Genomic DNA, 23,781 nt, shown 5'->3' with positions numbered 1-23,781 from the left:
GCGTTCTCCCAGTGGCCTCACAGAGTCCGGAGGCGGATCAGCGGCGGCTCTTCACCAGGGCGGCGAGTAGATCGCACCGGTCGGTGACGATGCCGTCGACGCCGAGATCGAGCAGTCGCGTCATGTCCTTGGGGTCGTTCACCGTCCAGACGTGCACTTCGACGCCGGCGGCGTGGAAGCGCTCGACGGTGCGTCTCGTGACGATGCGCACCGGGCCTCGCCGCTCGGGGACTTGCACGGCGGCGAAGCCGCGCAGCGAGCGGCGCACGAGCGGAGCCACGCCGAGTTTTGCGCCGAGAAGCGCGGGCGCGAACTCCGGCACGGCGGGGGAGGAGGCGATGCCCGGGAAGGCGTCGGCGACGGCCCGGCGACGGTCGGTCGCGAACGAGGTGATGAGCACCCGGTCCTGCGCCGGTGCCGTGCGGATGACCTCGACGGCGGGCGCCGCGGCGCGCAGATCCTTGACGTCGATGTTGAACCGGGCCTCCGGGAACGCATCGAGCGCCTCCGCCAGCGAGCAGAAGCCCTGGCCGTGGCCGAGCTCGATCCGGCGCAGTTCGGGCATGGTGAGCTGCGAGACCTGCACTTCCCGCCCGGCGACGCGCCCGAGACCGGGGTCGTGCGCGATCACGGCCACGCCGTCGGCGGAGACGTGGATGTCCGTCTCCAGGTGGGTCGCCCCCGCCGACAGCGCCCGCAGGAACGCCAGTAGGGTGTTCTCCGGCGCGTCGAGGGCGAGGCCGCGGTGCGCGATGACGCGCGGCGGCCTGCCTGCGAGGAAGGTCACGGTGCGGACGGAGGTGTGCCCGGTGCGCTCGTCGCGGCAGCGTCGGCGACCGCATCCGGTGCGGCGGCGGCCGTACCGTCGCCCCGCGCCGCTCCCGACGGTCCGAAGGCCTGGCCGATGCCTTTCAGCGCCTCGGTGAGCTCGCTCGGGATGATCCAGAGCTTGTTCGAGGCGCCCTCCGCCAGCTTCGGCAGCGTCTGCAGGTACTGGTAGGCGAGCAGTAGGTTGTCCGGGTTGCCCTGGTGGATGGCGCCGAACACTGTGGTGATCGCCTGCGCCTCGCCCTCGGCGCGCAGCACCGCGGCCTTGGCGTCGCCCTCCGCGCGGAGGATGGCGGCCTGGCGGAGGCCCTCCGCGTTGAGGATCTCGGACTGCTTCGTGCCCTCGGCCGTCAGGATCAGCGCACGCCGGTCGCGCTCCGCGCGCATCTGCTTCTCCATCGAGTCCTGGATGGACGTGGGCGGATCGATGGCCTTGAGCTCGACCCGGGAGACGCGGATGCCCCACTTGCCGGTGGCTTCGTCGAGCACGAGGCGCAGCTGGCCGTTGATGTTGTCGCGGCTGGTGAGCGCCTCTTCGAGGTTGAGGCCGCCGACCACATTGCGGAGCGTGGTGGTCGTCAGCTGCTCGACGGCGCCGAGGTAGTTGGCGATCTCGTAGGTCGCGGCGCGGGCGTCGGTGACCTGGAAGTAGACGACCGTGTCGATCGAGACGACCAGGTTGTCCTCCGTGATGACCGGCTGCGGCGGGAAGGACACGACCTGCTCGCGCATGTCGATCAGCGGCCGCACCTTGTCGATGAACGGCACGACCACGTTCAGACCCGGCATCAGCGTCTTGTGGTACCGCCCCAGCCGCTCCACCACGCCGGCGCGGGCCTGCGGGATGATGCGGATCGCACGGAACAGCGTGACCAGGACGAAGATCGCGATGATCAGGATGATGATGCTGACCACGATGGTCACCACCAGCTGGGTGGCATCGGTCACGGGGCGGTCCTTCCGGTGAGGCCGTCGGTTCCGGCGGAGACGGGGGCGGGGGTGACGACGGCGGTGGCGCCGTCGATCGAGACGACGATGACGTGCTCTCCGGGCACGAGCTCCGCGGGCGAACCGTCGAGCGGGGCCAGGCGCGCGGTCCAGGTCTCGCCGACCTGCAGCTTCACGAGCCCGGCGGTGCGGGTGACCGTGGAGACGACCACGCCGCCCATCCCGATCAGGCGGTCGACGTTGCTCTTGGCGGGATCTCCGCCCTTCTTGAGGGCGTGGAGGAGCGGCGGCCGGATGAAGAAGATCAGCACGACCGAGAGCACCGCGGCGATGATCAGCTGCAGCCACCAGGGCGCTCCGAACAGGCCGGAGACCAGGCCGCCCACGCTGCCGACCGCGATCATCAGGAACACGAAGTCGAGCGTCAGCATCTCGATGATGATGAAGACCAGGATGAGGACGAGCCACACGATCCAGGCGAAGGACGTGATGTCCATGACGTCCCCCTTTCGCTGCTTGCTACGAACGTACCAGCACCCGCCGACGCCGCGTCGGACCCACTTGGTAGTCTCAGGTGCAAGACATCGACGCTTCAGGAGTATTCGTGGCAAACCCTCTCTCACCCGGCTCGCTGACAGGCAAGCGCGCTCTCGTCACCGGCTCGTCCCGGGGCATCGGCGCCGACACGGCCCAGTATCTCGCGGAGGCGGGCGCCCGAGTGGTGATCAACTACCGCAATAAGGAGGCGCGTGCGCAGAAGCTCGTCGACGGCATCGTCGCCGCGGGCGGCGAGGCCATCGCGGTCGGCGCCGACCTGACCGACGGCGACTCCGTCGCGGCCATGTTCCGGACGGTGCAGGACGCGTGGGGCGGGCTCGACATCCTCGTGCTCAACGCCTCGGGCGGCATGGAGTCCGGCATGGCCGAGGACTACGCCATGCAGCTCAACCGCGACGCACAGCTGAACACGCTCACGGCGGCGCTCCCGCTCCTGGGCGCAGGCTCGCGGGTCGTGTTCGTCACCAGTCACCAGGCGCACTACATCCGCACGACGCCGACCATGCCGGAGTACGAGGCCGTGGCGCTGAGCAAGCGGGCGGGGGAGGACGCGCTGCGCGCGCTCCTGCCGCAGCTCGCCGAGCAGGGCGTGGAGTTCGTGGTGGTCTCCGGCGACATGATCGAGGGCACCATCACCGCGACGCTGCTCAACCGCCTCAACCCGGGCGCGATCGATGCGCGCAAGGAGGCCGCCGGCCGCCTCTACAACGTCAGCGAGTTCGCGGCCGAGGTGGCCGCGGCGGTCGTGGACCCGGTCCCGGCCGACCACACGCGCCTCGTCGGCGACGTGTCCAGCTTCACGCCCGTCGTCGAGTCCGAGATCGCGGAATGAGGCCGGCCGACCTCGACCTGCTCGTCGGCGTCTCGGCGCCCACGGTCCACCCCGGCGGTGGTCGCGCTGTCGTGTCGATCACGCATCCGTCACTCTCGGCCGACGCCACCGTCGGCCAGCTGTGGACGATCCCGCTGACCGGCCACGCCGCCCCGAAGCTGCTCAGCCGCGGCTTCCGCGACACGGCGCCCGCGTTCTCGCCCGACGGCCGGCTGCTCGCCTTCCTCCGAGCCGAGCCGAAGCGTCCGCCGCAGCTCTATGTCGTCGACGCGGCCGGGGGAGAGCCGGTCGCCGTGACCGACCGGAAGCTCGGCGTGTCCGAGTTCGCGTGGTCGCCCGACGGCCGCACGCTCGCCTTCGTCAGCCGGGTGCCCGAGCAGGGCCGTTACGGGACGGTGGAGGGGATCGACCCGAACGGGGAGCCCGCCCGCCGTATCGACACGCTGAAATATCAGGCGAACGGCCTGGGCTACACCAACGACCGGCGCGCGCACGTGTTCACCGTCGCGGCGCCCGACGTCTGGTCGGCTCCGACGCCTGCTCCGGTGGCGCATCCCGACGGCACCACCGACCCGGCGCCCGCCGTGGCCGAGCCGCGGCAGCTGACCGACGGGCCGTTCGACGACGGCTCGATCTCGTTCTCGCCCGACGGCACGCGCATCGCTTTCGTGTCGGCCCGGCACGACGGCCGCGACCACGACCTGCGCTCGAACGTCTTCGTCGTGCCGGCCGAGGGCGGCGAGCCGCGCGATCTGACCGGCGCCCACGGCTCGTTCAGCATCGTGGAGGCCCGGTTCGGCGACGGCGGAGACCTGTTCTTCACCGCGCAGGACGTGGGGGAGAGCGGCCGCGACTTCGTCGCCCGCAATGCCGCGCTGTACGTGGTCGACGCCGAGGGCGCCGCGCCGCGCCGCCTGACCGATCCGGAGACCGTCGACTTCACCGAGTCCGCGATCACACCCTTCGGCGCCGACGCCGTGCTACTGCAGGACCGCAGCCGCGGTGCGCTTGTGCTCACGCGGGTCGACGCGGCGGGGGAGAGCCGGCGGCTCACCGACGCCACCACCGTCGTCGGCGGCGCCGGTGTCGCGGGCGAGACGGTCGTCGTGAGCTTCGCGGACGCCCGAACGGCGGGAGACGTCGCGCTGATCGACGGCGACGGCGTGCGCCGGCTGACCGACCTCTCGGCGCCGCTGCGCGCCCGCGGGATCGTGGAGCCGACCGAGCTGACCATCGCCGGACGCGACGGCTACCCGGTGCACGGCTGGGTGCTCGTGCCGGAGGGCGAGGGGCCGCATCCGGTGCTCCTCAACATCCACGGCGGCCCGTTCGCCTCGTACACCGGCGCGCTGTTCGACGAGGCGCAGGTGTACGTCGCGGCGGGGTACGCCGTCGTCATGTCCAACCCGCGCGGCGCCGCCGGGTACGGGCAGGAGCACGGGCGGATCATCCGGCAGCGGATGGGCATCGTCGACCTCACCGACGTGCTCGACTTCCTCGACGGCGCCGTCGCGCAGACGCCGGGGCTCGACGCCGACCGGGTCGGCATCATGGGCGGGTCGTACGGCGGTTACCTGACCGCGTGGACGATCGCGCACGACCACCGGTTCGCCGCGGCCATCGTCGAGCGCGGCTTCCTCGACCCCGACTATTTCGTGGGGACGAGCGACATCGGCAGCTTCTTCGGCGACGAGTACACCGGCACCGACCCGGAGTTGATGCGGTCGCAGAGCCCGCAGGCCGTGGTCGGCCAGGTGAGCACCCCGACGCTGGTGCTGCACTCGTCGGCCGACCTGCGCTGCCCACTCGGCCAGGCGGAGCGCTACTACGCAGCGCTCAAGCGCCGCGGCGTCGAGACCGAGCTGGTGATCTTCCCGGGGGAGGACCACGAACTGAGCCGCAGCGGCCGGCCGCGCCACCGCCAGGAGCGCTTCGACATCATCCTGGACTGGTGGGCCCGCCACCTGCCGAGCGCAGCGAACCACCGCTGAGTTCCCGCACGCACCAACGCGACGACGGCCCCGTTCGATCACTCGAACGGGGCCGTCGTCGTCGGCGGAGCGGCGTTACGCCACGCGCGGCTCCGCGGTCGTGGAGCCCATCTCCTTGAGCGCCTCGCGCCCGAACGTGAACGCGCGGACGATCCCGATGATGCCGAGCACGATCAGCGCGATCGCCGCGAACAGCAGCAGGAACGCCGCCGACGACACCGGCAGCACCAGCACGACGATGCCGGCCAGGATGCTCAGGATGCCGAAGGCGATCGACCAGCCGGCCGATCCGGAGCGCCCGGCCTCGGCGAGGGCCATGACGCCCTCGATGATCCAGCCGACGCCGATGAAGGCGACCGTGAAGATCACCAGGGCCAGCGCCGCGGTGGTCACGTTCTTCAGCGCCACGATGCCCACGAAGATGAGCAGGACTCCGAGGATGATGTTGAGCGCCCGGGCGCCGCCGCGCATCCCGCGGCTGAAGATGCCGACGCCGAGGCGGAGGACGCCGGCGACGAGGAAGTAGATCCCGAGGAAGATGGCCAGCACGGCGATGGTCTTCTCAGGCCACACCAGCAGGATGATCCCCAGGATGACGCCGATGGCGCCGCTGATGCCGAGTGCCGTGCGGATCGCGTTGATCGCGGATCGCGTCATCTGGCGGGCATCCATGGAGAACTCGTGGAACATCGGGTCGGTCGGATCGTTCAGGCTCATCGCTGCATCATCCCTTCGAGGTGCGCCCGCCGCTATGGCGTCGTCGAGGCCGACATTAGCGCCCCGGGGCAGGCGTTGTCAGGAGGTGATCCGGCGCGGCCCAGGCGGTGGCGCGCGCGTCCACGACCGGCGTCAGACCCGCAACAGGTTCGAAACGCGGGCGAAACGCGGCGTGGATAGCGTCGGCGCATGGGCGAGTTGTTCGATGGGTACGCCTACCCGGCGACGGCGAGGAGACGCGGCCGTGGCGCGCCCTTCGACGAGATGTTCGCCGTGGCCCCGGGAACCGCTCATGGCAGGTCGGCGTACCGGGAGCTGTTCGCGGCGCTGGCGTCGATGACGCAGAAGGAGCTGCGCGGCAGGATGGAGTCGCTCGCGAGCTCCTATCTGGCGCAGGGCGTCACGTTCGACTTCGCGGGGGAGGAGCGGCCCTTCCCGCTCGACGTGGTGCCGCGGGTGATCGAGCAGCCGGAGTGGTCGCGGCTGGAGCGGGGGATCCAGCAGCGCGTGCGCGTGCTGGAGGCCTTCCTGAGCGACGTGTACGGCGACCAGAACGCGGTCCGGGACGGCGTGGTGCCCGCCGGGCTCATCACGTCCTCCGCGCACTTCCACCGCGCGGCCGCGGGGATCACCAGCCCGAACGGGGTGCGCATCCAGGTCTCCGGCATCGACCTCATCCGCGACGGCAGCGGGGAGTGGCGGGTGCTGGAGGACAACGTCCGCGTGCCGAGCGGCGTCAGCTACGTCATCTCCAACCGCCGGGTGATGGCGCAGACCCTTCCCGAGCTGTTCGCGTCGATGCGGGTGCGGCCGGTGGGGGACTACCCGCACAAGCTGCTGCAGGCGCTGCGGGCGAGCGCCCCGGGCGGAATGAGCGACCCGAACGTCGTGGTGCTCACCCCGGGCATCTACAACTCGGCGTACTTCGAGCACACGCTGCTCGCCCGGCTCATGGGGCTGGAGCTCGTCGAGGGCCGCGACCTGTTCTGCACGGGCGGCTACGTCTACACCCGCACGACGTCGGGACCGCAGCGCGTCGATGTCATCTACCGGCGGATCGACGACGACTTCATCGATCCGCTCCAGTTCCGGGTCGACTCGATGCTCGGCACGCCGGGCCTCATGCTGGCGGCCCGGCTGGGCAACGTCACCATCGCCAACGCGGTCGGCAACGGCGTCGCCGACGACAAGCTGGTGTACACGTATATCCCGGAGCTCATCCGCTACTACCTGGCGGAGGAGCCGCTGCTGCCGAACGTGGACACGTGGCGGCTCGAGGATCCGGACGCCCTGGCCGAGGTGCTCGACCGCCTCGACGAGCTCGTGGTGAAGCCGGTCGATGGATCGGGCGGCAAGGGTCTGGTGATCGGCCCCGACGCCTCCCGCAAGCAGCTGAGCGAACTGCGTGCCCGGCTCATCGCCGACCCGCGCGGGTGGATCGCGCAGCCGGTGGTGCAGCTGTCGACCATCCCGACCCTGGTGGAGGACGGCATGCGGCCACGCCACGTGGACCTCCGGCCCTTCGCGGTCAACGACGGGCGCGACGTGTGGGTGCTGCCCGGCGGGCTGACGCGGGTGGCTCTCGGTGCCGGGCAGCTGGTCGTCAACAGCAGCCAGGGCGGCGGGTCGAAGGACACGTGGGTCATCGGAGCGGCCGATGCGCCGGATGCGCGCGTCGCCGGGTCGGACGCCGCGGACGGCCTGCCCGGTGTCGCACGCGTCGCCGGGATCGTCGCCGACCAGGCCGCTCCGCACGTCGGAAGCACCGTGGCGGCCCACCTGCAGGACCACTCCGCCGAGGACGCGCCGCGCAGCGACCAGCAGCAACAGCAGCAGCAGGCGGGTCCGGAGGGGGAGCGGGGGCCGACGTGCTGAGCCGCATCGCCTCCTCCCTGTTCTGGATCGGCCGCTACCTCGAGCGCAGCGTCGGCACCGCCCGCATCCTGGACGTGCACCTGCAGCTGCTCCTGGAGGATCCGTGGGTCGACGAGGACACGGCCTGCCGTTCCCTGCTGGGCGTCATGGGCAGCCCCGCGCCGGACCACTGCGCTCGCGAGGACGTGCTCCGGGTGCTCGCGGTCGACCGGACGGCGCCGGGCTCCATCGCCTACTCGCTGGGGGCGGCGCGGGAGAACGCGCGCCGGGCCCGGGAGATCATCTCGGCGGAGCTGTGGGAGTGCCTCAACACGACCGCGGCCCGCACGCCGCACCAGGTGACGAGCGACAAGGTGCACGGCTTCTTCAGTTGGGTACGGGAGCGGACGGCCCTCGCGGTCGGGCTGATGGAGTCGGGCGCGAGCCGGGACGAGGCGTGGCACTTCTTCACGCTCGGGCGCAGCCTGGAGCGCGCCGACATGACCGCACGGCTGCTGGCGACGCGCGCCCTGACCGAGGCGAGCGGGGCGAGCTGGACGACCATCCTGCGCTCCTGCGGCGCGTACGAGGCCTACCTGCGCACCTACCGCGGCATGCCGTCCGCACGGAACGCGGCCGAGTTCCTGCTGCACGACCGGCTCTTCCCGCGGTCCATCCTGTACTCGATCACACGCGGACTGGAGTCGCTGCGCGAGCTCGAGCCGCGGCTCCAGCGCGCCGGGGTCTCCGACGACGCGGTGCGCATGCTCGGGAAGGTGCGCGGCGAGCTGGAGTTCCGCCCGGTCGCCGACGTGCTCGTCGACCTCCCCGCCGCGATGGCGGGGATCCAGGATGCGACGAGCGCGGCGACGGAGGCGGTCGCGCTGCGGTACTTCCCGGAGAACGTCGCACTGAACTGGATGGGGGACAGGGCGTGAAGCGGCTGCGGGTCGTGCACACCACCGGGTACCGGTACGACGGCGACGTGAGCGCCTCGTACAACGAGGCCAGGATGCTTCCGATGTCGAGCGACGCGCAGTTGGTGCTTCACTCGTCCGTCGACGTGCGGCCGGTGTCGTCGCACCACCAGTACACGGACTACTGGGGCACGCGGGTGCTCGCCTTCGACATCCTGGACGCGCACCGCGAGCTGACCATCACCGCGAGCAGCCTGGTGGAGGTCGTGGAGGGCACGCACTCCGAGGCCGATGTCGGGTGGGACGAGCTCCGTGCTGCGATCCCGCGTTCGGCCGGGTGCGTGGAGCAGCCGGGGCAGACTCCGCTGACCGAGCCTCCCGCTTCTCTCGCCGAGCTCGCGGCGACGGTGGCCGCGGCCGTGGGCCCTGCGGTCGACAGCCCCTGCGCCGCCGCGCGCGCGATCGTCGCGTCGGTCTCGTCCGAGATGGCGTACATGAGCGGCGTGACCGGGGTCCGCACCACCGCGGCCGAGGCGTGGGAGGCGCGGAGCGGCGTCTGCCAGGACATCGCGCACGTGGCCATCGGCGCCCTCCGGTCGGTCGGCATCCCGGCCCGCTACGTCTCCGGCTACCTGCACCCGAAGACCGAGCCGGTGGTGGGGGAGACGGTCACGGGGGAGTCGCACGCCTGGGTGGAGTGGTACTGCGGCTCGTGGCACGGCTACGACCCGACGAACGGCGTTCCCATCGGCGACCGCCACATCCGCGTCGGGCACGGGCGCGACTACACCGACGTGACCCCACTGCGCGGCGTGTACGCGGGCAGCGGCAGCTCCGACCTGTTCGTGCAGGTGTCGATCACGCGGGAGGCGTGAGGGGTCACTCCGGGATCGTCGCGATGGCGTCGATCTCGACCAGCACGCCGGGTCGCGCCGGCGTGACCGCGACGACGGTGACCGCCGTGCGGTGGGCGCCCCAGACGGACGCTGCGGCGGCGTAGCCCTCGGTCGGGTCCTCGCCTGCGGCTAGGAAGATCGTCAGCTTGACGACGTGGTCGGCATCGGTCCCGGCGGCGTCGAGGACGGTGAGGACGTTGCGCAACGCCTGCTCGGTCTGCGCGCGCAGGCCGTCGAGCAGCGTCCCGGAGCCGTCGATGCCGTTCTGCCCGCCCACGTACAGTGTGCGCCCGGCCGGCGCGATCATCGCCTGCGCGAACGCCGGGCTGCGCAGCATCGTCGGCGGGTCGACAGGGATGGGCAGGCGGCCGGGATTCGGAGCGTCCGGATGGAGACCAGCCGGGTCGGTGCTGGACGTCATAGCGTGCTCCTTCGCGATCATCGTGGCGCCTGGGAGCATTGTCCGGGAGGCCGCCGACGCTCGGCAAGCTCGCGAAGGGACGTTCGACCCGACCGCGAGAGGATCGCTGGACGTAGCCTTCGGGCTACACCGTCTTACCAGGAGCTCCCCGTGCGAAGAACGGCCACGGCATTCGTCTCGGTGCTCGGCATCGCCCTGCTCACGGCGACGACCGGTTGCAGCATCACCGGTCCCGGCGGCACCGGCACCGGTCCCACCGCGTCGCCGTCGGCGTCGGCGTCCGCACCAGCTTCCGCCGACCCCGGTCCGAGGGACGAGGCGGCGCGCCTGCAGTATCTGATCGAGGAGGAGAAGCTCGCGCACGATGTGTATCAGCGGTTCGCGCAGCTCTGGGGCGAGCAGGTCTTCAGCAACATCATGGCCAGCGAGGTGACGCATCAGCAACTCCTGGTGCCGTTGCTCGCCTCGAAGGGCATCCCCGACCCGCGCTCGACGTCGGCCGGCGTGTTCTCGGATCCGGAGATCCAGGGCCTCTACGACCAGCTCGTGCAGCAGGGGAGTGCAAGCGTGATCGAGGCGTACAAGGCCGGGGTCACGATCGAGCAGAAGGACATCGCCGACCTGAGCGCGGATCTGAAGACGACCACCGACGCAGCCACGACCACGGTCATGGAGCGGTTGCTCGCCGGCTCCCAGAATCACCTCCAGGCGTTCGAGTCGCACCTGACCTAGCGAGAGTCGCACCTGAGCTAGCGCAGAGCGCGGGTCCTCGGCCGACGGTCAAGAGCTGCCCAGATGAGCTTGTCGGCTTCGACGATGGCGAGGATGGTGAGGGCGAGCGCCCCCATCATCCCCCATTCCGCGAGAGTGAGCGGAGCGAGCCCGAGCAGAGCCGCCGCGGCCGGCCAGGCGAGCAGCGCTGCGACGACCAGGACGGAACCGAACGCCGTGGCGAACAGCAGCGGGTTACTCAACGGGTTCAGGCGCAGCAGTGACACCGTCTCGGCGCGGGCGTTTCCCACCTGAAAGACGTTGAAGATGACGAACAGCACGAGCGCGAGTGTCCGGGCATGCTCGACGGTGTCTCCGAGGTGGAGGGCCCAGCCGAAGACGAGGAGCACGATCAGTCCCATCCACGCGCCGGTGACGAAGGTGCGGTACCACAGGCGTCGCGACAGGATGCCTTCCTGGGGTGAGCGCGGCGGCCGGGAGAGTTCGTCGCCGCGGGCCGGTTCGAAGGCGAGGGCGATGTCCTGGATGCTGCTGGTGACGACATTGATGAACAGGATCTGCACCGGCAGGAACAGCAGCGGCTGATCGAGCAGGACATTGATCGAGAGCGCCAGCACCGCAGCCACGGCTGTGGAGAGCAGGAAGAACGTCGCGTTCCTGATCGCGGCGAACGTGACCCGCCCCTGTTCGACCGCGTGGACGATGGTGACGAAGTCATCGTCGGTCAGCACCAGACCGGCCGCTTCGCGGGCGACATCGGTGCCGGAGCGGCCCATCGCCACGCCGATCTGTGCAGCTCTGAGCGCTGGGGCGTCGTTCACGCCGTCGCCGGTGACGGCGACGACTTCGCCGCGGCTCTGCAACGCCCGCACGATGCGGAGTTTGTCCTGCGGGACCATCCGGGCGGCGACGCTGGTCTCCTCGAGCCGGGCGGCGAGCATGTTGTCGTCGAGCGCGGCGATCTCGGCCCCGGTCAGGGGTGGTCCTTCGGAAACCAGGCCGAGGCGGGCGGCGATGGCTTCGGCGGTGGCCGGCTGGTCGCCGGTGACCATCTTCACGGCGATGCCGGCGGCCGCGCACGCCGCTATGGCGTCCGAGACGCCCTCGCGCGGGGGATCGGTCATCCCCTCCAGCCCGAGGAACTCCAGTCGTTCGGGCGGCGGCAGCGGGTCGGTGGTGAGTTCGTCCGGTCCCAGCCGGCGGGATGCAGTGGCCACCACGCGCAGCCCTTCCCGTGCGAGCACAGCGTTGGCCTCGCTGACGACGCCGGCCTTCATCGGCCGGGGCCCGTGCGGTGTCTGCAGCGTGGTGCTCGCTGCGAGCAAGGTCTCCGGCGCGCCCTTGACGTAGAGGACGCGTTGCCCGTCGGGGTGCACCCGGACGGACTGTGAGTAGCCGAGGGCCGGCTCGTAAGGGGTGTGACGTTCCGGTGCCGTTGTGGTCTCGGCCGCCGAGACGGCGGATGCGTCCAGGGCGACCCTGCTCATCGCCACATCGACGGGGTCGCCGTGGAGCTCGCCCGTACCCGTGCGCGAGGACTCGTTCGTGAGGGCGCCGGCCCGGAGCACGGCGACGGTGTGGGCGTCCGCAGGTATGCCCGGCTCCCAGTACCCTCCGACAGTCCAGACCTGCTCCACAGTCAATCGGTTCTGCGTGAGAGTCCCCGTCTTGTCGGAGGCGATCACGGTGGTCGATCCGAGGGTCTCCACAGCGGGGAGCCTGCGCACGATCGCGTTCCGGCGGGCCATCCGCGAGATTCCTACGCTGAGCGCGATGGTGAGGATGACGGGCATCGATTCCGGGATGGCCGCTACCGTCAAGGCGACCGCGGTCTGGAACATGTCGCTGACGGTGAACCCGCTGACCAGCCCGGCGACGAACAGGAACAGGACGGCCACGAGGATGGCGCCGCCGATCCGCCATTCCAGCGTCCGGGTCATCACCTGCAGCGGGGTGGGCGGCGGCGGTGCCGTCATCAGCTTCTCGATCGCGCCCAGCTCGGTGTCCTGGCCGGTGGCCACGACCACCCCGAGGCCACGGCCGCTGGTGACCAGAGCACCGCTGAAGGCCATGTCGTGGCGTTCCGCGACCGGCGCGGTCTGGTGCACGGGCGCGGTGGTCTTGGCCACGGGGAGGGATTCGCCGGTCAGCATCGACTCGTCCACCCGGAGCCGATTCGCCTCCACGATCCGCAGATCGGCGGGAACCCGTTCACCTCCGACCACGGCCACGATGTCTCCCGGCACCACCTCGGTAGCCGGGATGACCCGGATCGTCCCGTCGCGGCGCACGTGGGCGACGGACGAGGAGAGGGAACGGAGGGCGTGGACTTCCCGTTCCGCTTTGCGCTCCTGCCAGTAGCCGAGCGTCACGGTGAGCACGAGCACGACGCCGATCGCGGCGGCATCCACCCAGTGCTGCTGGACGATCGTGATCAGGTTGGCGACGACCATGATGCCGATCAGCGGGCTGACGAATTGTCGCAACAGCACCACCCACCACCGGGTGGGAGGTGCGAGAGGCAGCGAATTGGATCCGTACCGTCGTTGCCGAGTCGTCACCTCCGTCAACGCCAGCCCCAACGGCGACGTGCCCAGCTGCCGGAGCACGACGTCGACGCCCATGGAATGCCAGAGCGGAGTCTCCTCGGGCTCCGCTCCTATGGACTCGGACGGCCGCGGCGGTCGCGTATCAGTCATGCGCCGTCGGCTTCGCCTCCTCGGGGCGGACGATGAGCACGGGACAGTGCGCGTGGGCTGCGCACTGCGAGCTCACCGAGCCGAGCCCACGGAAGCCGACCGGGATGGGAACGATCCGTGCCTCGAGTGTCAGTCATGTCCTTCAGCGTTGTGGCCCAGTGCGCGACAGGGGAGAGGCGAAGGTCCTCCTCCCACCACCTGGGCTTGAGTCGATATGCTCCGGACTACTCGCGGAAGGCAGGTGGTCCTCATGGCTCAGCCGAGCACAGCGGCGAGCGGAGCCGTGGTGGTCGGCCACGACGGCTCCCGCCATGCCGACCTGGCCCTGGCAAGAGCAATCGAGTTCGCCGAACTCTTCACGGCCCCGCTCGTGATCGTGCGGGCTTGGCACCTCGACTCGGATGTCCCCGCCTACACCCGCATCCTCGCAACCGACCCGACCCTGCCAGACATCGCCGACGACATCCGCCGATCGCTCCTTGACGACTGCGCGCCCCGGCTGAGCGAGCACCCCGACCTTCCGGTGGACTACCGCGTCGAGCTCGGCGGCGCAGCCAACGTTCTCAGCGACCTCTCGACCGGAGCCCGGATGCTCGTCGTGGGCTCACGGGGCCTCGGAGGGCTTAGCGGGCTGCTCCTCGGGTCGGTGACCGCCCGCTGTCTGCACCAGGCGACCTGCCCTGTGCTCATCGTGCGCAACGGCGGGACAGAACACAGTGCGACGCAGGATGACCCATTCTCGACTCGGGCCGGCATGCGTCAGCTGGCCGACATGCGCCCAGGGTCGATCGTGATCGGCTACGACGGTTCGAAGGACAGCGACCGCGCCCTGGAGATCGCCCTCCAGTTCGCGACCGCGCTCGCGGCCCCGATCGATGTGATCCGCTGCTGGACCATCGACGACCACCCCCCAGGACTGCTCTGGCGCGATGGCTACGTCCCGTCCTTCGATGAGGCCTCCGAGACGGTGAGGACCCAACTGGAGGCGGCCGTCGCGGCGATCGCGGAACGACACCCGGAGGCCGACCTGCAGTGCATCGGCGCTCTGGGGGACCCCGGCCAGACTCTGGTGCGCGCAACTGCCGCGGCTGCCCTGCTCGTGGTCGGCAGTCGAGGCCGAGGAGGCTTCCGCAGTCTTCTCCTCGGCTCGGTGAGTACGCACAGCGCACAGCGGGCGACCTGCCCGACGCTGGTCATTCCGCACATTCATCGTCCGCTTTGACGCTGCGGGGTGCGGCCGGCTGCTGGAGCAATACGTGTGGGCCAGCTGGCAGGAGCGGGCGTCAGCGAGGAGTGCGAGGATGCCGCCCAGCATCAAGAGTGCGGCGAGGATGGTCGCGTTCGCGCCGATGATGAGGTGAAGAGAAGGATCGCGGCGACTGCCGGGGCGAAGGCCGTCGTCGCGAGCGACCGATTCGACGGTGCCGGCACCAGGACATTCACGCGCGCGACGACCGGATCGCGTCGCTCGTGATCAACTGAACCTTCGGGTGGCGCGAGACTGCGATGGATTTTCCGGGAATGCGGGGTGAAGCGGGGGAGCGGAAGCCGTGCGCGAGCGGCGACGGCAAGCTGCCCTTCAGCTCAGGTCCGGTCCGATCGGCGCTTCGGCACGTCGACGAGCCGGCTTACGGCGTCCCTCACCGCGGTGCGTCGGCGTTCTGTAGGCACGGGCGTCGGACTGCCGAGTTGCGGGGCGAGGTTGTCCCAGGCCATCGCGATGCCCCGCACGAGCGCTAACAGTTCGACGGGGCTGTAGTGGTCGGGCACCGTTCCGGCGGCTTGGGCGTCGGCAATGGCGCTGAGCTTGACGCGGTGGGACTCGACGATGGCGCGAAGCGGCACGCCGTCGGGGCGCTCGAGCTGATACCAGTGGGTGAGGCGGAGGGTGCGCGGGTTGTCTTGGTAGGAGTCGAAGAGCTGGGTTGCGTACCCGGGGAGGTCAGTGGGGTCGAAGTGGATGCGCTCGACGAAGGCGACGACGTGGGCGGTGAACACGGCGTCGAACAGCTCGTCCTTGGTGCCGAAGTACCGGTAGATCATGGCCTTGTTCGCGTCTGCGTTCTCGGCGATCCGGTCGACACGGGCACCGGCGATGCCCAGGGCCCCGAACTCCTCAGCGGCCGCCTCCAGGATGCGCGCGCGGGTGGCGTCCGCGTCTCGTAACCGTGTCATCTGCCTACTCTACTGGCAAGTAACCGGTTAGTTGCATTTCGTGTGCGCGGCGCGTATGGTCGTATGTAACCAATTAGTTACTTAGAGAGGTCGACATGACGGAAGACACCCGCGATTACGACGCGGCGCTCGATGAGGCGGAGCGGCTGCTCGGTTTCCGGCTCGAGCGGTTCCTCGGCACTGCGCCGACCGAACCGGAGAACGCCGACGACTTCAAACGCATCGCGACCATCCAGGCGTTCGGCGATGCGTGGCCGCGCACCGACAGGCTGGACACCCGGACCCGTGCGATCGTCTCTGTGACCATCGCAGCGACGCTCGGGGTGCTCGAACCACTGCGTGGCCAACTCCGGATCGCGCTCAACAACGGCGTGACGAAAGAAGAGATCGTCGAGGTCTTCATCCAGCTCGCCGCATACGCCGGTGTCGCTAGGGCATTCGAAGGCTACGGCGTCGCGACGGAAGTGTTCGCGGAGAACGGCTAGCGCTTGCGGACGTTCTCCACACAGTGTCGGGCGACGCAACTCCCCGACGGTTGGGCACTGATAATGCACATTATGTCAGGTTGAGTAGCTGTCGCCACCCTTCGACGTCTCGCCAACACGCGGTCTCCCCAAAGCGACTGAGTTTGCCTCATAATGACCGCACCTCACCGGTACGGATGAATGCGAGGTCCGGTCGCCATGGATTGGAAGGACTACTCCGAGCAGGAGTTGCAGCCGCTGACGTCCCAACTGGATCTGGTCGCCGCCGAGGCGGACGCGGCGTTGACCAACCAGGACGCGCGCGCTGCCTCGGTGGAGTCACGCGCAGGACTGCTCACCGGCGCGGCCGCGATCCTCGGCAGCGTCCAGGCGACGACCCACTCGACGATCTGGGTGTACGTGCTGCTGGGCCTGTCGTTCCTCGCCGCGGCCTGCGGACTCTACGTGGTGAAGCCGCGCTGGCAGAAGATCCTGTTCCCCCAGAAGATCATGCCCGCCGTTCTCGGGTGGACGCCGCTGGTGGCGAAGTACCGCGTCGCCAGCGAGAAGGTCTACATCTTCATCGAGCGGGAACCCGGCCTGAACCGACGCGCGATCGTGGTGTCGGTCGGCTACGCGATCCTGGCGGCCAGCATCGTCGTGTCGGTGATCATCGCCGCGACGCCGGTGGCGCCTCCGACGACAAGTGGATAGGACGACGACGATGAACGACGAGCACCTCCCCGATGGGTCACCGAGCGCTGGAAAGCCCGAGTGGAACCCCGGATCGCTCAGCGTCGACGGCGCCGCCGAGGTGATCGGTCTCGACGCGGCCGCCGCGCAGGCGGCTCCGCGCAACGAGGGCGACGGGTACACCCCGGGCAAGCTGTCGGGCAACGGCGCGACCGTGGCCCCACCGCACACCGGAGACCGGCCCGAACCCTCCGAGGGCGAACAGCCGTAGTCCCTGCCCTCCCGGCGAGCGAAGCGGGATGCCCGCGGGCGGGTCCGCAGGAGTACCTTGTGGCCGACCGGAGAGCGGGGCGCGACATGGACGACGAGACGAAGCAGCAGGCGGGGCGGGTTCGGCTGCGCCCTCCGGCGCCGACGGGGTTCGACCCGTTCGACGCGACGCCGCAGGAACTGGCGAGGCACGGGCTCCCCCGGCGCCCGGACGCCGCGACCGAGGGCGGGCTCGCGGCGCTCTGGGAGCAGAAGGCTGCGCGCTACCGGCACTTCGAGCACCTGAACCCGGTCGTTCTGGACCCCTCTCCCCTGCCGGCGGCGACGCCGTCCGCGCTCGGGCCGGACCCGGTCGATTCCGCCGGCTATTCGCTCATCAGCGGCAGCGGCCCCTTCACGTCGCTCTTCCTCACCTGGACCGTGCCGGACCTCCAGTTCGACCCCGACCCGTTCGGGATCAACAGCCTCCACACCTTCGCCGGGCTCGGTTTCCTCGACGTGCACACGCAGCTGACCGTGACGGCGACGCAGACCATCACCTGCTCGCTCTGGGCGCAGGGAATCGGGACGATCGCGCTCGCGGTCCGCCCGGGCGACGTGATCAGCGCGTCCCTCTGCCTCAACACCAATGCGGCCGGGACGGCCGCCTACTTCTTCGCGAACGAGACCACCGCGCGCACAATGAGCTTCAGTGTCGACACCGGCTTCCCTCCGGCGATTACGGTGGATGCCGGCGTGACGCGCGACGGCGTGCTGCGCCCGGGTCAGTCGCTCGCCCGCTTCGGGACGGTGTACTTCGACGAGATCAGCGCCTACAACGCCGCCGGCCACCAGTCCCTGCTCTCGGGCCAGGCGATCACGATGGCGGACGGCGCGACGGTGCTCGCCACCCCATCAGAACTCACCGACTACGCGTTCAAGGTGGTGAGCGCGCGGTGAGCGCGGAGGGAACGGAGGATGACCCCTGGGTCCTGAAGACCGCCCCGGGCTCGAGCGAGTACAGGATGTGGCGCGACGAGACCGCGGACCCGCCAGCGCTGGTGTGCCAGGTGGGCTCCACGACGCTGCGCTACCACCTCAGCGCCATCGACGACCTGACCGCCTGGCTGCGCGAGCAGGACGGGTGGGTGGCGCTGGGTGCCGCCGATGAGCAGAAGCCCGCGCCCGACGGATCGGTCGAGGCGTGGGGGCGCTCGGAATCCAATCCGGTCGGTGGCTGGTACGGACTGCGGAAGGGTTACCGCGGGCGCTTCGGGATGTACCTCCCGCCGCTCCTGGAAGCCCTCGGCCTGGCCGAGCTCACCCACGAGGCGCGCAACAACCGGGTGCGGGCGCGCGCCTGACCGCCCGGCACCGCCTCCCCGCTCACCAGTCGTGCATCGAGCCGTCGAGCAGACGGTTCACCGGCAGGTACGCCGACCGGTACGGGAAGGACTCCGCCACGACCTCGTCGTACGAGACGCCGAGCCCGGGCTCCTCCCCCGGCTGCAGCATCCCGTCGCCGAAGGTGTACGTCGGCCGGAACACCTCGTCGGTCGGCGCGCTGTGCCGCATGTACTCCTGGATGCCGAAGTTCGGGATGGCGACGCCCAGGTGTACCGCCGCCGCGAGCCCCACCGGGGAGATGTCGGTCGGACCGTGCACGCCCGACTTGATCTGGTACACCGCGGCGTAGTCGAAGATCCGCCGGAGGCCCGTGATGCCCCCGGCGTGGGTGACGGGCGACCGGACATAGTCGATCAGCTGCTCCTCGAACAGCTCGCGGTAGTCCCAGATGGTGTTGAACACCTCCCCGATCGCCAGCGGGGTGGTGGTGTGCTCGCGCACCCGGCGGAGCACCGCCTGGTTCTCGGCCGGCGTGACGTCCTCCAGCCAGAACAGGTCGTACGGCTCCAGCGATTTGCCGAGCTTCGCCGCCTGGATGGGCGTGAGCCGATGGTGCGCGTCGTGCAGCAGCGGCAGCTCCGGCCCGAATTCGTTGCGCACCGCCTCGAAGACGCCCGTGATGTGACGCAGGTAGGCGCGCGTGTCCCACTGCTCCTCGACCGGAACCGCGCTGCGGCGGGCGGGCTCGTGGTCGTAGCGGGCCGTCATCCCGTCGGCGCCGGCGGCCGCGTTGGCCGAGGACGCGACGCCGTACACCGACCCGAGGCCCGGCACGCCGGTCTGGATGCGGATGGCGCGGAAGCCCTGCTCCAGGTGCGCGCGGACGGAGTCGAAGAGCTCGGGGAGGTCGGCGCCGGACGCGTGCCCGTAGGTCAGGCAGCCGGCGCGGCTGCGGCCGCCGAGCAGTTGGTAGAGCGGGAGGCCCGCGACCTTCGCCTTGATGTCCCAGAGTGCCGTGTCGACCGCGGCGATGGAGGCCATCGTCACCGGTCCGCGCCGCCAGTACGCGCCGCGGTAGAGGTACTGCCAGGTGTCCTCGATCAGGTGGGCGTCGCGGCCGATCAGCAGCGGGACGACATGCTCGCTCAGGTAGGCCGCGACGGCCAGCTCGCGGCCGTTCAGGGTGGCGTCGCCGAGGCCCGTGACGCCGTCCTCCGTGGTGATCCGGAGGGTGACGAAGTTGCGGCCGGGACTCGAGACCAGGACGTCGGCGGCGGTGATTCTCATGCGTTGGCTCCTTGCAGGGATGCGGTGCTCTCGGCGAGCGGGCGGGCGAGGTCGGCGAGGTCGGGGGCGAGGACGTCGAGCACGAGGGACGCGCGGCTCAGCGGGTCGCGGGCGTCACGCAGGCGCGCCACGAGCGCCTCCGCGTGCGGGTTTCGCGCGTCGCCGGTGAGCAGGTGGAGGGTCCAGGCCGCGAGGACGCCCAGCTGCGCCTCCCCCGGCCCGAGGCCGGCGCCGAGGCGTTCGCGCAGCGGGTCGACGATGCGCGGCACCAGCTTCTGCGAGCCGTCGGTGGCGACCTGGGCGAGCCGGTGCTCGATGCGGGCGTTCGCGAAGCGCTCGCGCAGCGCGTCTTCGGCGGCGGCGACCGCGGCGTCGTCGAACGGGAGGCCCGGACGCTGCTCCGCCCAGAGCTGCTCCAGTTCGGCGGCGACCACGGGGTCGGCCGCGGCCTCCGCGACCGTCCGGTGCCCGCGCAGCAGCCCGCGGTACGCCAGCAGGGAGTGCCCGGCGTTGAGAAGGCGCAGCTTCCTCCGCTCGAACGGCTCGACATCGTCGACGAAGCGGGCGCCCGCCGCCTCCCACGGCGGCCGTCCGGCGGGGAACGCGCCCGCGAGCACCCACTCGCTGAACGGTTCGGCGACGACCGGCGCCGCGTCGTCCCAGCCTGCGAGCCGGCGGACGGTCGCGATGTCCTGCTCGGTGGTGGCCGGGGTGATGCGGTCGACCATGGTCGAGACGAAGGACACCTCCTCACGCACCCAGGCGTCGAGGTCGGCGTCGCCGGCGGTGAGCGCGAGCACAGCATCCCGCAGCACCCGGCCGTTTCCGGCCAGGTTGTCGCAGCTGACGACGGCGATGCCGCCGGCGCCGGCGCGCTGCCGGGCGGCGAGTCCGTCGCGGATCCGGGCGGGCGCCGACGCGCCGGGAAGGTATCCCGCCTCGGTCACCGTCAGCGTCAGCACGGCGACGTCGGGGTCAGCGAGCGTGGCGGTCCAGGCGGCGGTGTCGGCGCCGTCGTGGACGCGGCTGAGCGCCTCCACCGTTGCGACCTCGTCGGCCGCCGGGCCGTGGGTGAGGAGGGAGTAGACGGAGTCCTGCGCGGAGAGCACGCGGGCGGCGTCGGGACGGCGGCCGGTGAACGCGGCGATCCCCCAGCCGTCGGCGGGCCCCGCGGCCTCGGCGTCGTTGGCGACCTGCGTGTACCAGGCCTGGTGCGCGCGGTGGAAGGCGCCGAGCCCGAGATGCGCGACCCGCACCGGGTGCCCGGCCGAGCGCGGCGGTGTCATGCGGCCGCCGCGGGGCGCGTGCGGGCCTCCACGGCGCGCAGGTACTCCAGGTTGCCGCGCGTACGCGCCTCGAGCGGGGGCTCGGTGGAGAAGTCCTCGCAGGTCACCCATCCGTCGTACCCGAAGGCGTGCAGTGCGCGGAAGTACCCGTCTACATCCCCCGCCCCGGCCTTGAGCGGGGCCCACTCGGCGCGCCAGGGGACGGTGCCGTCGTCCGCAGGCGCCCCTGCGACCCAGACGGCGTTCTTCACGTGCACGTGTGCGAGGTACGGGCCGAGCAGTTGCAGCGACGCCAGGGTCTCCTCCCGGCCCTCGATCACGAGGTTCCCGAGGTCGTGGATCACACCGACGTGCCGCGGGTCGAGCCCGTCGACGAGCCGGAAGGCGGCGGACGCGGAGGGGGTGATCGTCTCGTGGTGCAGCTCGACCAGCGCCTTCACCCCGTGCTCGGCGGCGCGGGATGCGACCCACTCCAGGTCGCGGCGGGCGGCCGCGAAGAGGGCGCGGTACTCCCCCGCGTCGGTGCGCGGCATGGTGACGCGCACCTGCCGGGCGCCGAGGCGGGCGGTCGCGGCGAGCATCCGCTCGACGCCGTCGTGGTCGTCGCAGCGCGCGTAGCCGCCGAGGCCGGAGTACTCGAGGCCGCTCTCGCGGGTCAGCCGCTCGATCTCGTCCAGGTGCTCCTCGAGGCCGGTGAGCGGCCAGGTCGCGCGGTTGCCGGCCCAGAAGCCGGGCGTCTCGGTCTCCTGCTGGTCGGTGATGCGCCACTCGATGCCGTCCCAGCCCTGGCCGGCGAGGATCCGCACGGCCTCTGCGGGCGTCCACTCGGGGGTGGATGCGGTGAACACGGCGAACCTCATGCGTTCGCTCCCGTCGTGACAGCGCCAGCGACCGGGCCGGTGGTGACGACCACGTCGTCTAGCTCGCCGGCGAGCACCGCGTCGAAACGCACCGGGCAGCCGAGCGTCGCCGACAGGTACACGGCTCGGACGACGCACAGCGACTGGAACGCGTCCTCCACCCGGACCCCCGGCGGGCGGCCGGTGTCGATGGCGTACACGATGTCCTCGTACTGTCGCAGGTGGCCGAGCACGAAGGCGTCCGGTCCACGGTCGCCGCCGCGCAGTTCGCCCGCGGGCACGACTTCGGCCGCACGGTCGCGGGTGTCGCCGTCGGCGGAGAACGACTCGAGCTGGTCGTCGTGGATGACGGCGGAGCCGGCGTCGCCGTGCACCTGGAGCCGGACGGCGAGGCCCGGGAACGCGGCCGTCGTCGCGTGCAGCACCGCCAGCGCACCGGACTCGAAGCGGATCGTCGCGACCGCGATGTCCTCCACCTCCACCCGCTCGTGGGCGAGCAGCGCGGTCTGGGCGAAGACCTCGACCGGGCGGCCGAGCATCCAGATCAGCAGGTCGACGGTGTGGACGCCCTGGTTCATCACCGCGCCGCCGCCGTCGAGATCCCAGGTGCCGCGCCACTGGCCGGAGTCGTAGTACTCCTGGCCGCGCCACCAGGCGACCGAGGCGACGCCGCTGGTGAGCCGCCCGAACCGTCCCGTGCGCGCGGCATCGGCGACGGCGACCGACGAGGGATCGAAGCGGTGCTGGCTGATGACAGAGACGACGAGGCCGTCCGCCTCCGCCCGCTGGGCCAGCGCACGCAGCTCGCGGGCGCGGCCCATGTCGGTGTCGAGCGGTTTCTCGACCACGACGTGGGTGCCGCCGGCGATGGCCTCCTCCGCGACGCTGACGTGCAGCCCGCTCGGCGTGCAGATGACGACGACCTCGGGACGTACAGCCGCGTCGGCGGCGAGGGCGTCGGAGACGGAGGCGAAGACTGCGGGACGCCCGCCGGTCGCGGCCGCGACCTGGTCCGCCAGCGCTTCGGCCGCCTCCGGGACCGCATCGACCAGTGCCGAGATCGCGAGCCGCGGGTGCCGGGCGATCGCTCTGGCGTGGTTCACGCCGATGATGCCGCAGCCGACGATCGCGACGCGGAGCGGCGGCGCTTCGGGCGTCGCGGTGGTGGGCTGGTCCGTCATGCGAGGGTGACTCCGATCCGGTCGGTGAGCGTGCGGAACGCGCGGGCGGCGCGGCCGAAGGCGTCCGGTCCGGAGAAGCCGCCGAGCGCGCTCGCGTCGGTCAGGTGCGGTTCGAGGGACGCGAAGCCGCTGTACCCGTCGTCGCGCAGAGCGGTGAGGGTCTGCAGGACCTGGCCGTCGCCCTCCCCAGCCGGGACGACCTCGCCCGTGGCGGTCAGCGCGTCCTTGACCTGCAGGTACTCCAGATGCGGACGCAGCGCAGCGTACCCGTCGTCGAACGGGTGCGCGACGCCGACCTGGACGAAGTTCGCGCTGTCCCAGGCGAGGCGCAGCGCGGGCGATCCGACCGACTCCACGAGGTCGAGGCAGCGCTCCGGGGTGTCGCCGTAGATGTCCTTCTCGTTCTCGTGCAGCAGCACGAGGTCCTCCGCCTCGGCGACGTCGGCCAGGGCGCGCATCCGTACGAGCACGTCGTCGCGGATGCTCTCCACGGCGACGCCGTCGCCGCGGAAGAACGAGAACAAGCGGATGTAGCGCGTCCCGAGCCGGTGCGCCGCGGCGGCCGCCCGGCGCAGGCGCTCCACCTCGTGATCGACGGGGAGCGACACATCCACCTTGCCGACCGGCGACGCAATTGCAGAGACGCCCATGCCCCGCTCAGTCAGCACTCCCGCGAGCCGGTCGAGCCGCTCGTCGACGAGGTCGACGATGTTGACACCCCAGGCGCTGCGCACCTCGATCGCGTGCGCGCCGAGCGCCTGCAGCGCGGCGGTCTGGATCGCCGGATCCGGATCGATCTCGTCGCCGAAGCCGGACAGCGTCCAGGTGACGGTCGTCATTTCACTC

Annotated in this window: 25 protein-coding genes; 12 read left to right on the top strand and 13 right to left on the bottom strand. The window is 71.0% G+C overall.

Annotation, left to right across the window (positions count from 1 at the left end; all coding sequences use genetic code 11):
• Positions 1–37 precede the first annotated feature (37 nt).
• The 3 genes from HNO83_RS03595 to HNO83_RS03585 are packed head-to-tail and all read right to left on the bottom strand — an operon-like array spanning position 38 to position 2,273.
• The gene (locus tag HNO83_RS03595) at positions 38–787 is read right to left on the bottom strand and encodes a glycerophosphodiester phosphodiesterase family protein (RefSeq protein ID WP_175336151.1); all 750 of its coding nucleotides are present in this window, start codon (positions 785–787) and stop codon (positions 38–40) included.
• Complete coding sequence (locus HNO83_RS03590) at positions 784–1,776, bottom strand: SPFH domain-containing protein (RefSeq protein ID WP_175336150.1); 993 nt, start codon at positions 1,774–1,776, stop codon at positions 784–786. The genes HNO83_RS03595 and HNO83_RS03590 overlap by 4 nt, the downstream gene beginning before the upstream one ends.
• Positions 1,773–2,273, bottom strand: coding sequence for an NfeD family protein (locus tag HNO83_RS03585; RefSeq protein ID WP_175336149.1), 501 nt, complete (start codon positions 2,271–2,273; stop codon positions 1,773–1,775). Before HNO83_RS03585 ends, HNO83_RS03590 begins: the two co-directional genes overlap by 4 nt.
• A gap of 107 nt (positions 2,274–2,380) precedes the next feature.
• On the opposite strand from HNO83_RS03585, the gene HNO83_RS03580 reads away from it, so the two are divergent.
• Positions 2,381–3,166, top strand: a complete 786-nt coding sequence (locus tag HNO83_RS03580; protein ID WP_175336148.1) for an SDR family oxidoreductase — start codon at positions 2,381–2,383, stop codon at positions 3,164–3,166.
• Entirely contained in the window at positions 3,163–5,157 is a 1,995-nt protein-coding gene (locus HNO83_RS03575) for a S9 family peptidase (protein WP_175336147.1), read from the top strand. The genes HNO83_RS03580 and HNO83_RS03575 overlap by 4 nt, the downstream gene beginning before the upstream one ends.
• 75 nt (positions 5,158–5,232) lie before the next feature.
• On the opposite strand, the gene HNO83_RS03570 is transcribed toward HNO83_RS03575, so the two are convergent.
• A complete protein-coding gene (locus HNO83_RS03570; RefSeq protein ID WP_175336146.1) occupies positions 5,233–5,874 on the bottom strand; it encodes an HdeD family acid-resistance protein in 642 nt (213 codons plus the stop codon).
• Between the two features lie 189 nt (positions 5,875–6,063).
• Between HNO83_RS03570 and HNO83_RS03565 the strand changes: the two genes are divergently transcribed.
• The 3 genes from HNO83_RS03565 to HNO83_RS03555 are packed head-to-tail and all read left to right on the top strand — an operon-like array spanning position 6,064 to position 9,520.
• Positions 6,064–7,749 carry a circularly permuted type 2 ATP-grasp protein gene (locus tag HNO83_RS03565; RefSeq protein ID WP_175336145.1) on the top strand — a complete coding sequence of 562 codons (1,686 nt, stop codon included), beginning with the start codon at positions 6,064–6,066 and terminating at the stop codon, positions 7,747–7,749.
• Entirely contained in the window at positions 7,743–8,666 is a 924-nt protein-coding gene (locus HNO83_RS03560) for an alpha-E domain-containing protein (protein ID WP_175336144.1), read from the top strand. Before HNO83_RS03565 ends, HNO83_RS03560 begins: the two co-directional genes overlap by 7 nt.
• Positions 8,663–9,520, top strand: coding sequence for a transglutaminase family protein (locus HNO83_RS03555; protein ID WP_175336143.1), 858 nt, complete (start codon positions 8,663–8,665; stop codon positions 9,518–9,520). Before HNO83_RS03560 ends, HNO83_RS03555 begins: the two co-directional genes overlap by 4 nt.
• Before the next feature lie 4 nt (positions 9,521–9,524).
• Here the strand turns inward: HNO83_RS03555 and HNO83_RS03550 are convergent, their stop codons facing one another.
• The gene (locus HNO83_RS03550; protein WP_175336142.1) at positions 9,525–9,962 is read right to left on the bottom strand and encodes a RidA family protein; all 438 of its coding nucleotides are present in this window, start codon (positions 9,960–9,962) and stop codon (positions 9,525–9,527) included.
• A 150-nt stretch (positions 9,963–10,112) separates the two neighbouring features.
• Here HNO83_RS03550 and HNO83_RS03545 point away from each other — a divergent pair, with 150 nt between their 5' ends.
• Positions 10,113–10,694 carry a DUF2202 domain-containing protein gene (locus HNO83_RS03545; protein WP_175336141.1) on the top strand — a complete coding sequence of 194 codons (582 nt, stop codon included), beginning with the start codon at positions 10,113–10,115 and terminating at the stop codon, positions 10,692–10,694.
• A 17-nt stretch (positions 10,695–10,711) separates the two neighbouring features.
• Here the strand turns inward: HNO83_RS03545 and HNO83_RS03540 are convergent, their stop codons facing one another.
• Both HNO83_RS03540 and HNO83_RS20095 read right to left on the bottom strand, forming a co-directional pair.
• Positions 10,712–13,393 (bottom strand): cation-translocating P-type ATPase, encoded by a 2,682-nt coding sequence (locus HNO83_RS03540; RefSeq protein WP_249776476.1) that lies wholly within the window; start codon positions 13,391–13,393, stop codon positions 10,712–10,714.
• Complete coding sequence (locus HNO83_RS20095; RefSeq protein WP_349627073.1) at positions 13,386–13,499, bottom strand: universal stress protein; 114 nt, start codon at positions 13,497–13,499, stop codon at positions 13,386–13,388. The genes HNO83_RS03540 and HNO83_RS20095 overlap by 8 nt, the downstream gene beginning before the upstream one ends.
• 144 nt (positions 13,500–13,643) lie before the next feature.
• On the opposite strand from HNO83_RS20095, the gene HNO83_RS03530 reads away from it, so the two are divergent.
• Positions 13,644–14,615, top strand: a complete 972-nt coding sequence (locus HNO83_RS03530; RefSeq protein ID WP_175336140.1) for a universal stress protein — start codon at positions 13,644–13,646, stop codon at positions 14,613–14,615.
• Positions 14,616–14,977: 362 nt separating this feature from the next.
• Here the strand turns inward: HNO83_RS03530 and HNO83_RS03525 are convergent, their stop codons facing one another.
• Complete coding sequence (locus HNO83_RS03525; protein WP_175336139.1) at positions 14,978–15,568, bottom strand: TetR/AcrR family transcriptional regulator; 591 nt, start codon at positions 15,566–15,568, stop codon at positions 14,978–14,980.
• A 95-nt stretch (positions 15,569–15,663) separates the two neighbouring features.
• Here HNO83_RS03525 and HNO83_RS03520 point away from each other — a divergent pair, with 95 nt between their 5' ends.
• From HNO83_RS03520 to HNO83_RS03500, 5 genes are all read left to right on the top strand, one after another.
• Positions 15,664–16,053, top strand: coding sequence for a carboxymuconolactone decarboxylase family protein (locus tag HNO83_RS03520; protein WP_175336138.1), 390 nt, complete (start codon positions 15,664–15,666; stop codon positions 16,051–16,053).
• Between the two features lie 198 nt (positions 16,054–16,251).
• Positions 16,252–16,746 carry a hypothetical protein gene (locus HNO83_RS03515; protein ID WP_175336137.1) on the top strand — a complete coding sequence of 165 codons (495 nt, stop codon included), beginning with the start codon at positions 16,252–16,254 and terminating at the stop codon, positions 16,744–16,746.
• A gap of 10 nt (positions 16,747–16,756) precedes the next feature.
• Positions 16,757–16,996 (top strand): hypothetical protein, encoded by a 240-nt coding sequence (locus HNO83_RS03510; RefSeq protein ID WP_175336136.1) that lies wholly within the window; start codon positions 16,757–16,759, stop codon positions 16,994–16,996.
• A gap of 59 nt (positions 16,997–17,055) precedes the next feature.
• Entirely contained in the window at positions 17,056–17,934 is an 879-nt protein-coding gene (locus tag HNO83_RS03505) for a G1 family glutamic endopeptidase (RefSeq protein ID WP_175336135.1), read from the top strand.
• Positions 17,931–18,338, top strand: a complete 408-nt coding sequence (locus tag HNO83_RS03500; protein ID WP_175336134.1) for a DUF6855 family protein — start codon at positions 17,931–17,933, stop codon at positions 18,336–18,338. Before HNO83_RS03505 ends, HNO83_RS03500 begins: the two co-directional genes overlap by 4 nt.
• Positions 18,339–18,360: 22 nt before the next feature.
• On the opposite strand, the gene manD is transcribed toward HNO83_RS03500, so the two are convergent.
• From manD to HNO83_RS03475, 5 genes are read right to left on the bottom strand one after another with little or no spacing between them, the layout of a single operon-like run.
• Positions 18,361–19,608, bottom strand: coding sequence for a D-mannonate dehydratase ManD (gene manD, locus HNO83_RS03495; protein ID WP_175336133.1), 1,248 nt, complete (start codon positions 19,606–19,608; stop codon positions 18,361–18,363).
• On the bottom strand, positions 19,605–20,894 hold the full coding sequence (locus HNO83_RS03490) for a mannitol dehydrogenase family protein (protein WP_175336132.1): 1,290 nt from the start codon (positions 20,892–20,894) through the stop codon (positions 19,605–19,607). The genes manD and HNO83_RS03490 overlap by 4 nt, the downstream gene beginning before the upstream one ends.
• Positions 20,891–21,754: a sugar phosphate isomerase/epimerase family protein gene (locus tag HNO83_RS03485; RefSeq protein WP_175336131.1), complete on the bottom strand. Its 864-nt coding sequence runs from the start codon at positions 21,752–21,754 to the stop codon at positions 20,891–20,893. Before HNO83_RS03485 ends, HNO83_RS03490 begins: the two co-directional genes overlap by 4 nt.
• A complete protein-coding gene (locus tag HNO83_RS03480; RefSeq protein WP_175336130.1) occupies positions 21,751–22,935 on the bottom strand; it encodes a Gfo/Idh/MocA family protein in 1,185 nt (394 codons plus the stop codon). The genes HNO83_RS03485 and HNO83_RS03480 overlap by 4 nt, the downstream gene beginning before the upstream one ends.
• Positions 22,932–23,774 carry a sugar phosphate isomerase/epimerase family protein gene (locus tag HNO83_RS03475; protein ID WP_175336129.1) on the bottom strand — a complete coding sequence of 281 codons (843 nt, stop codon included), beginning with the start codon at positions 23,772–23,774 and terminating at the stop codon, positions 22,932–22,934. Before HNO83_RS03475 ends, HNO83_RS03480 begins: the two co-directional genes overlap by 4 nt.
• Between the last annotated feature and the right edge of the window lie 7 nt (positions 23,775–23,781).

This window comes from Leifsonia sp. C5G2, assembly GCF_013359685.1.
GTDB lineage: Bacteria > Actinomycetota > Actinomycetes > Actinomycetales > Microbacteriaceae > Leifsonia.
This window is presented reverse-complemented; position numbering and strand designations above follow the sequence as displayed.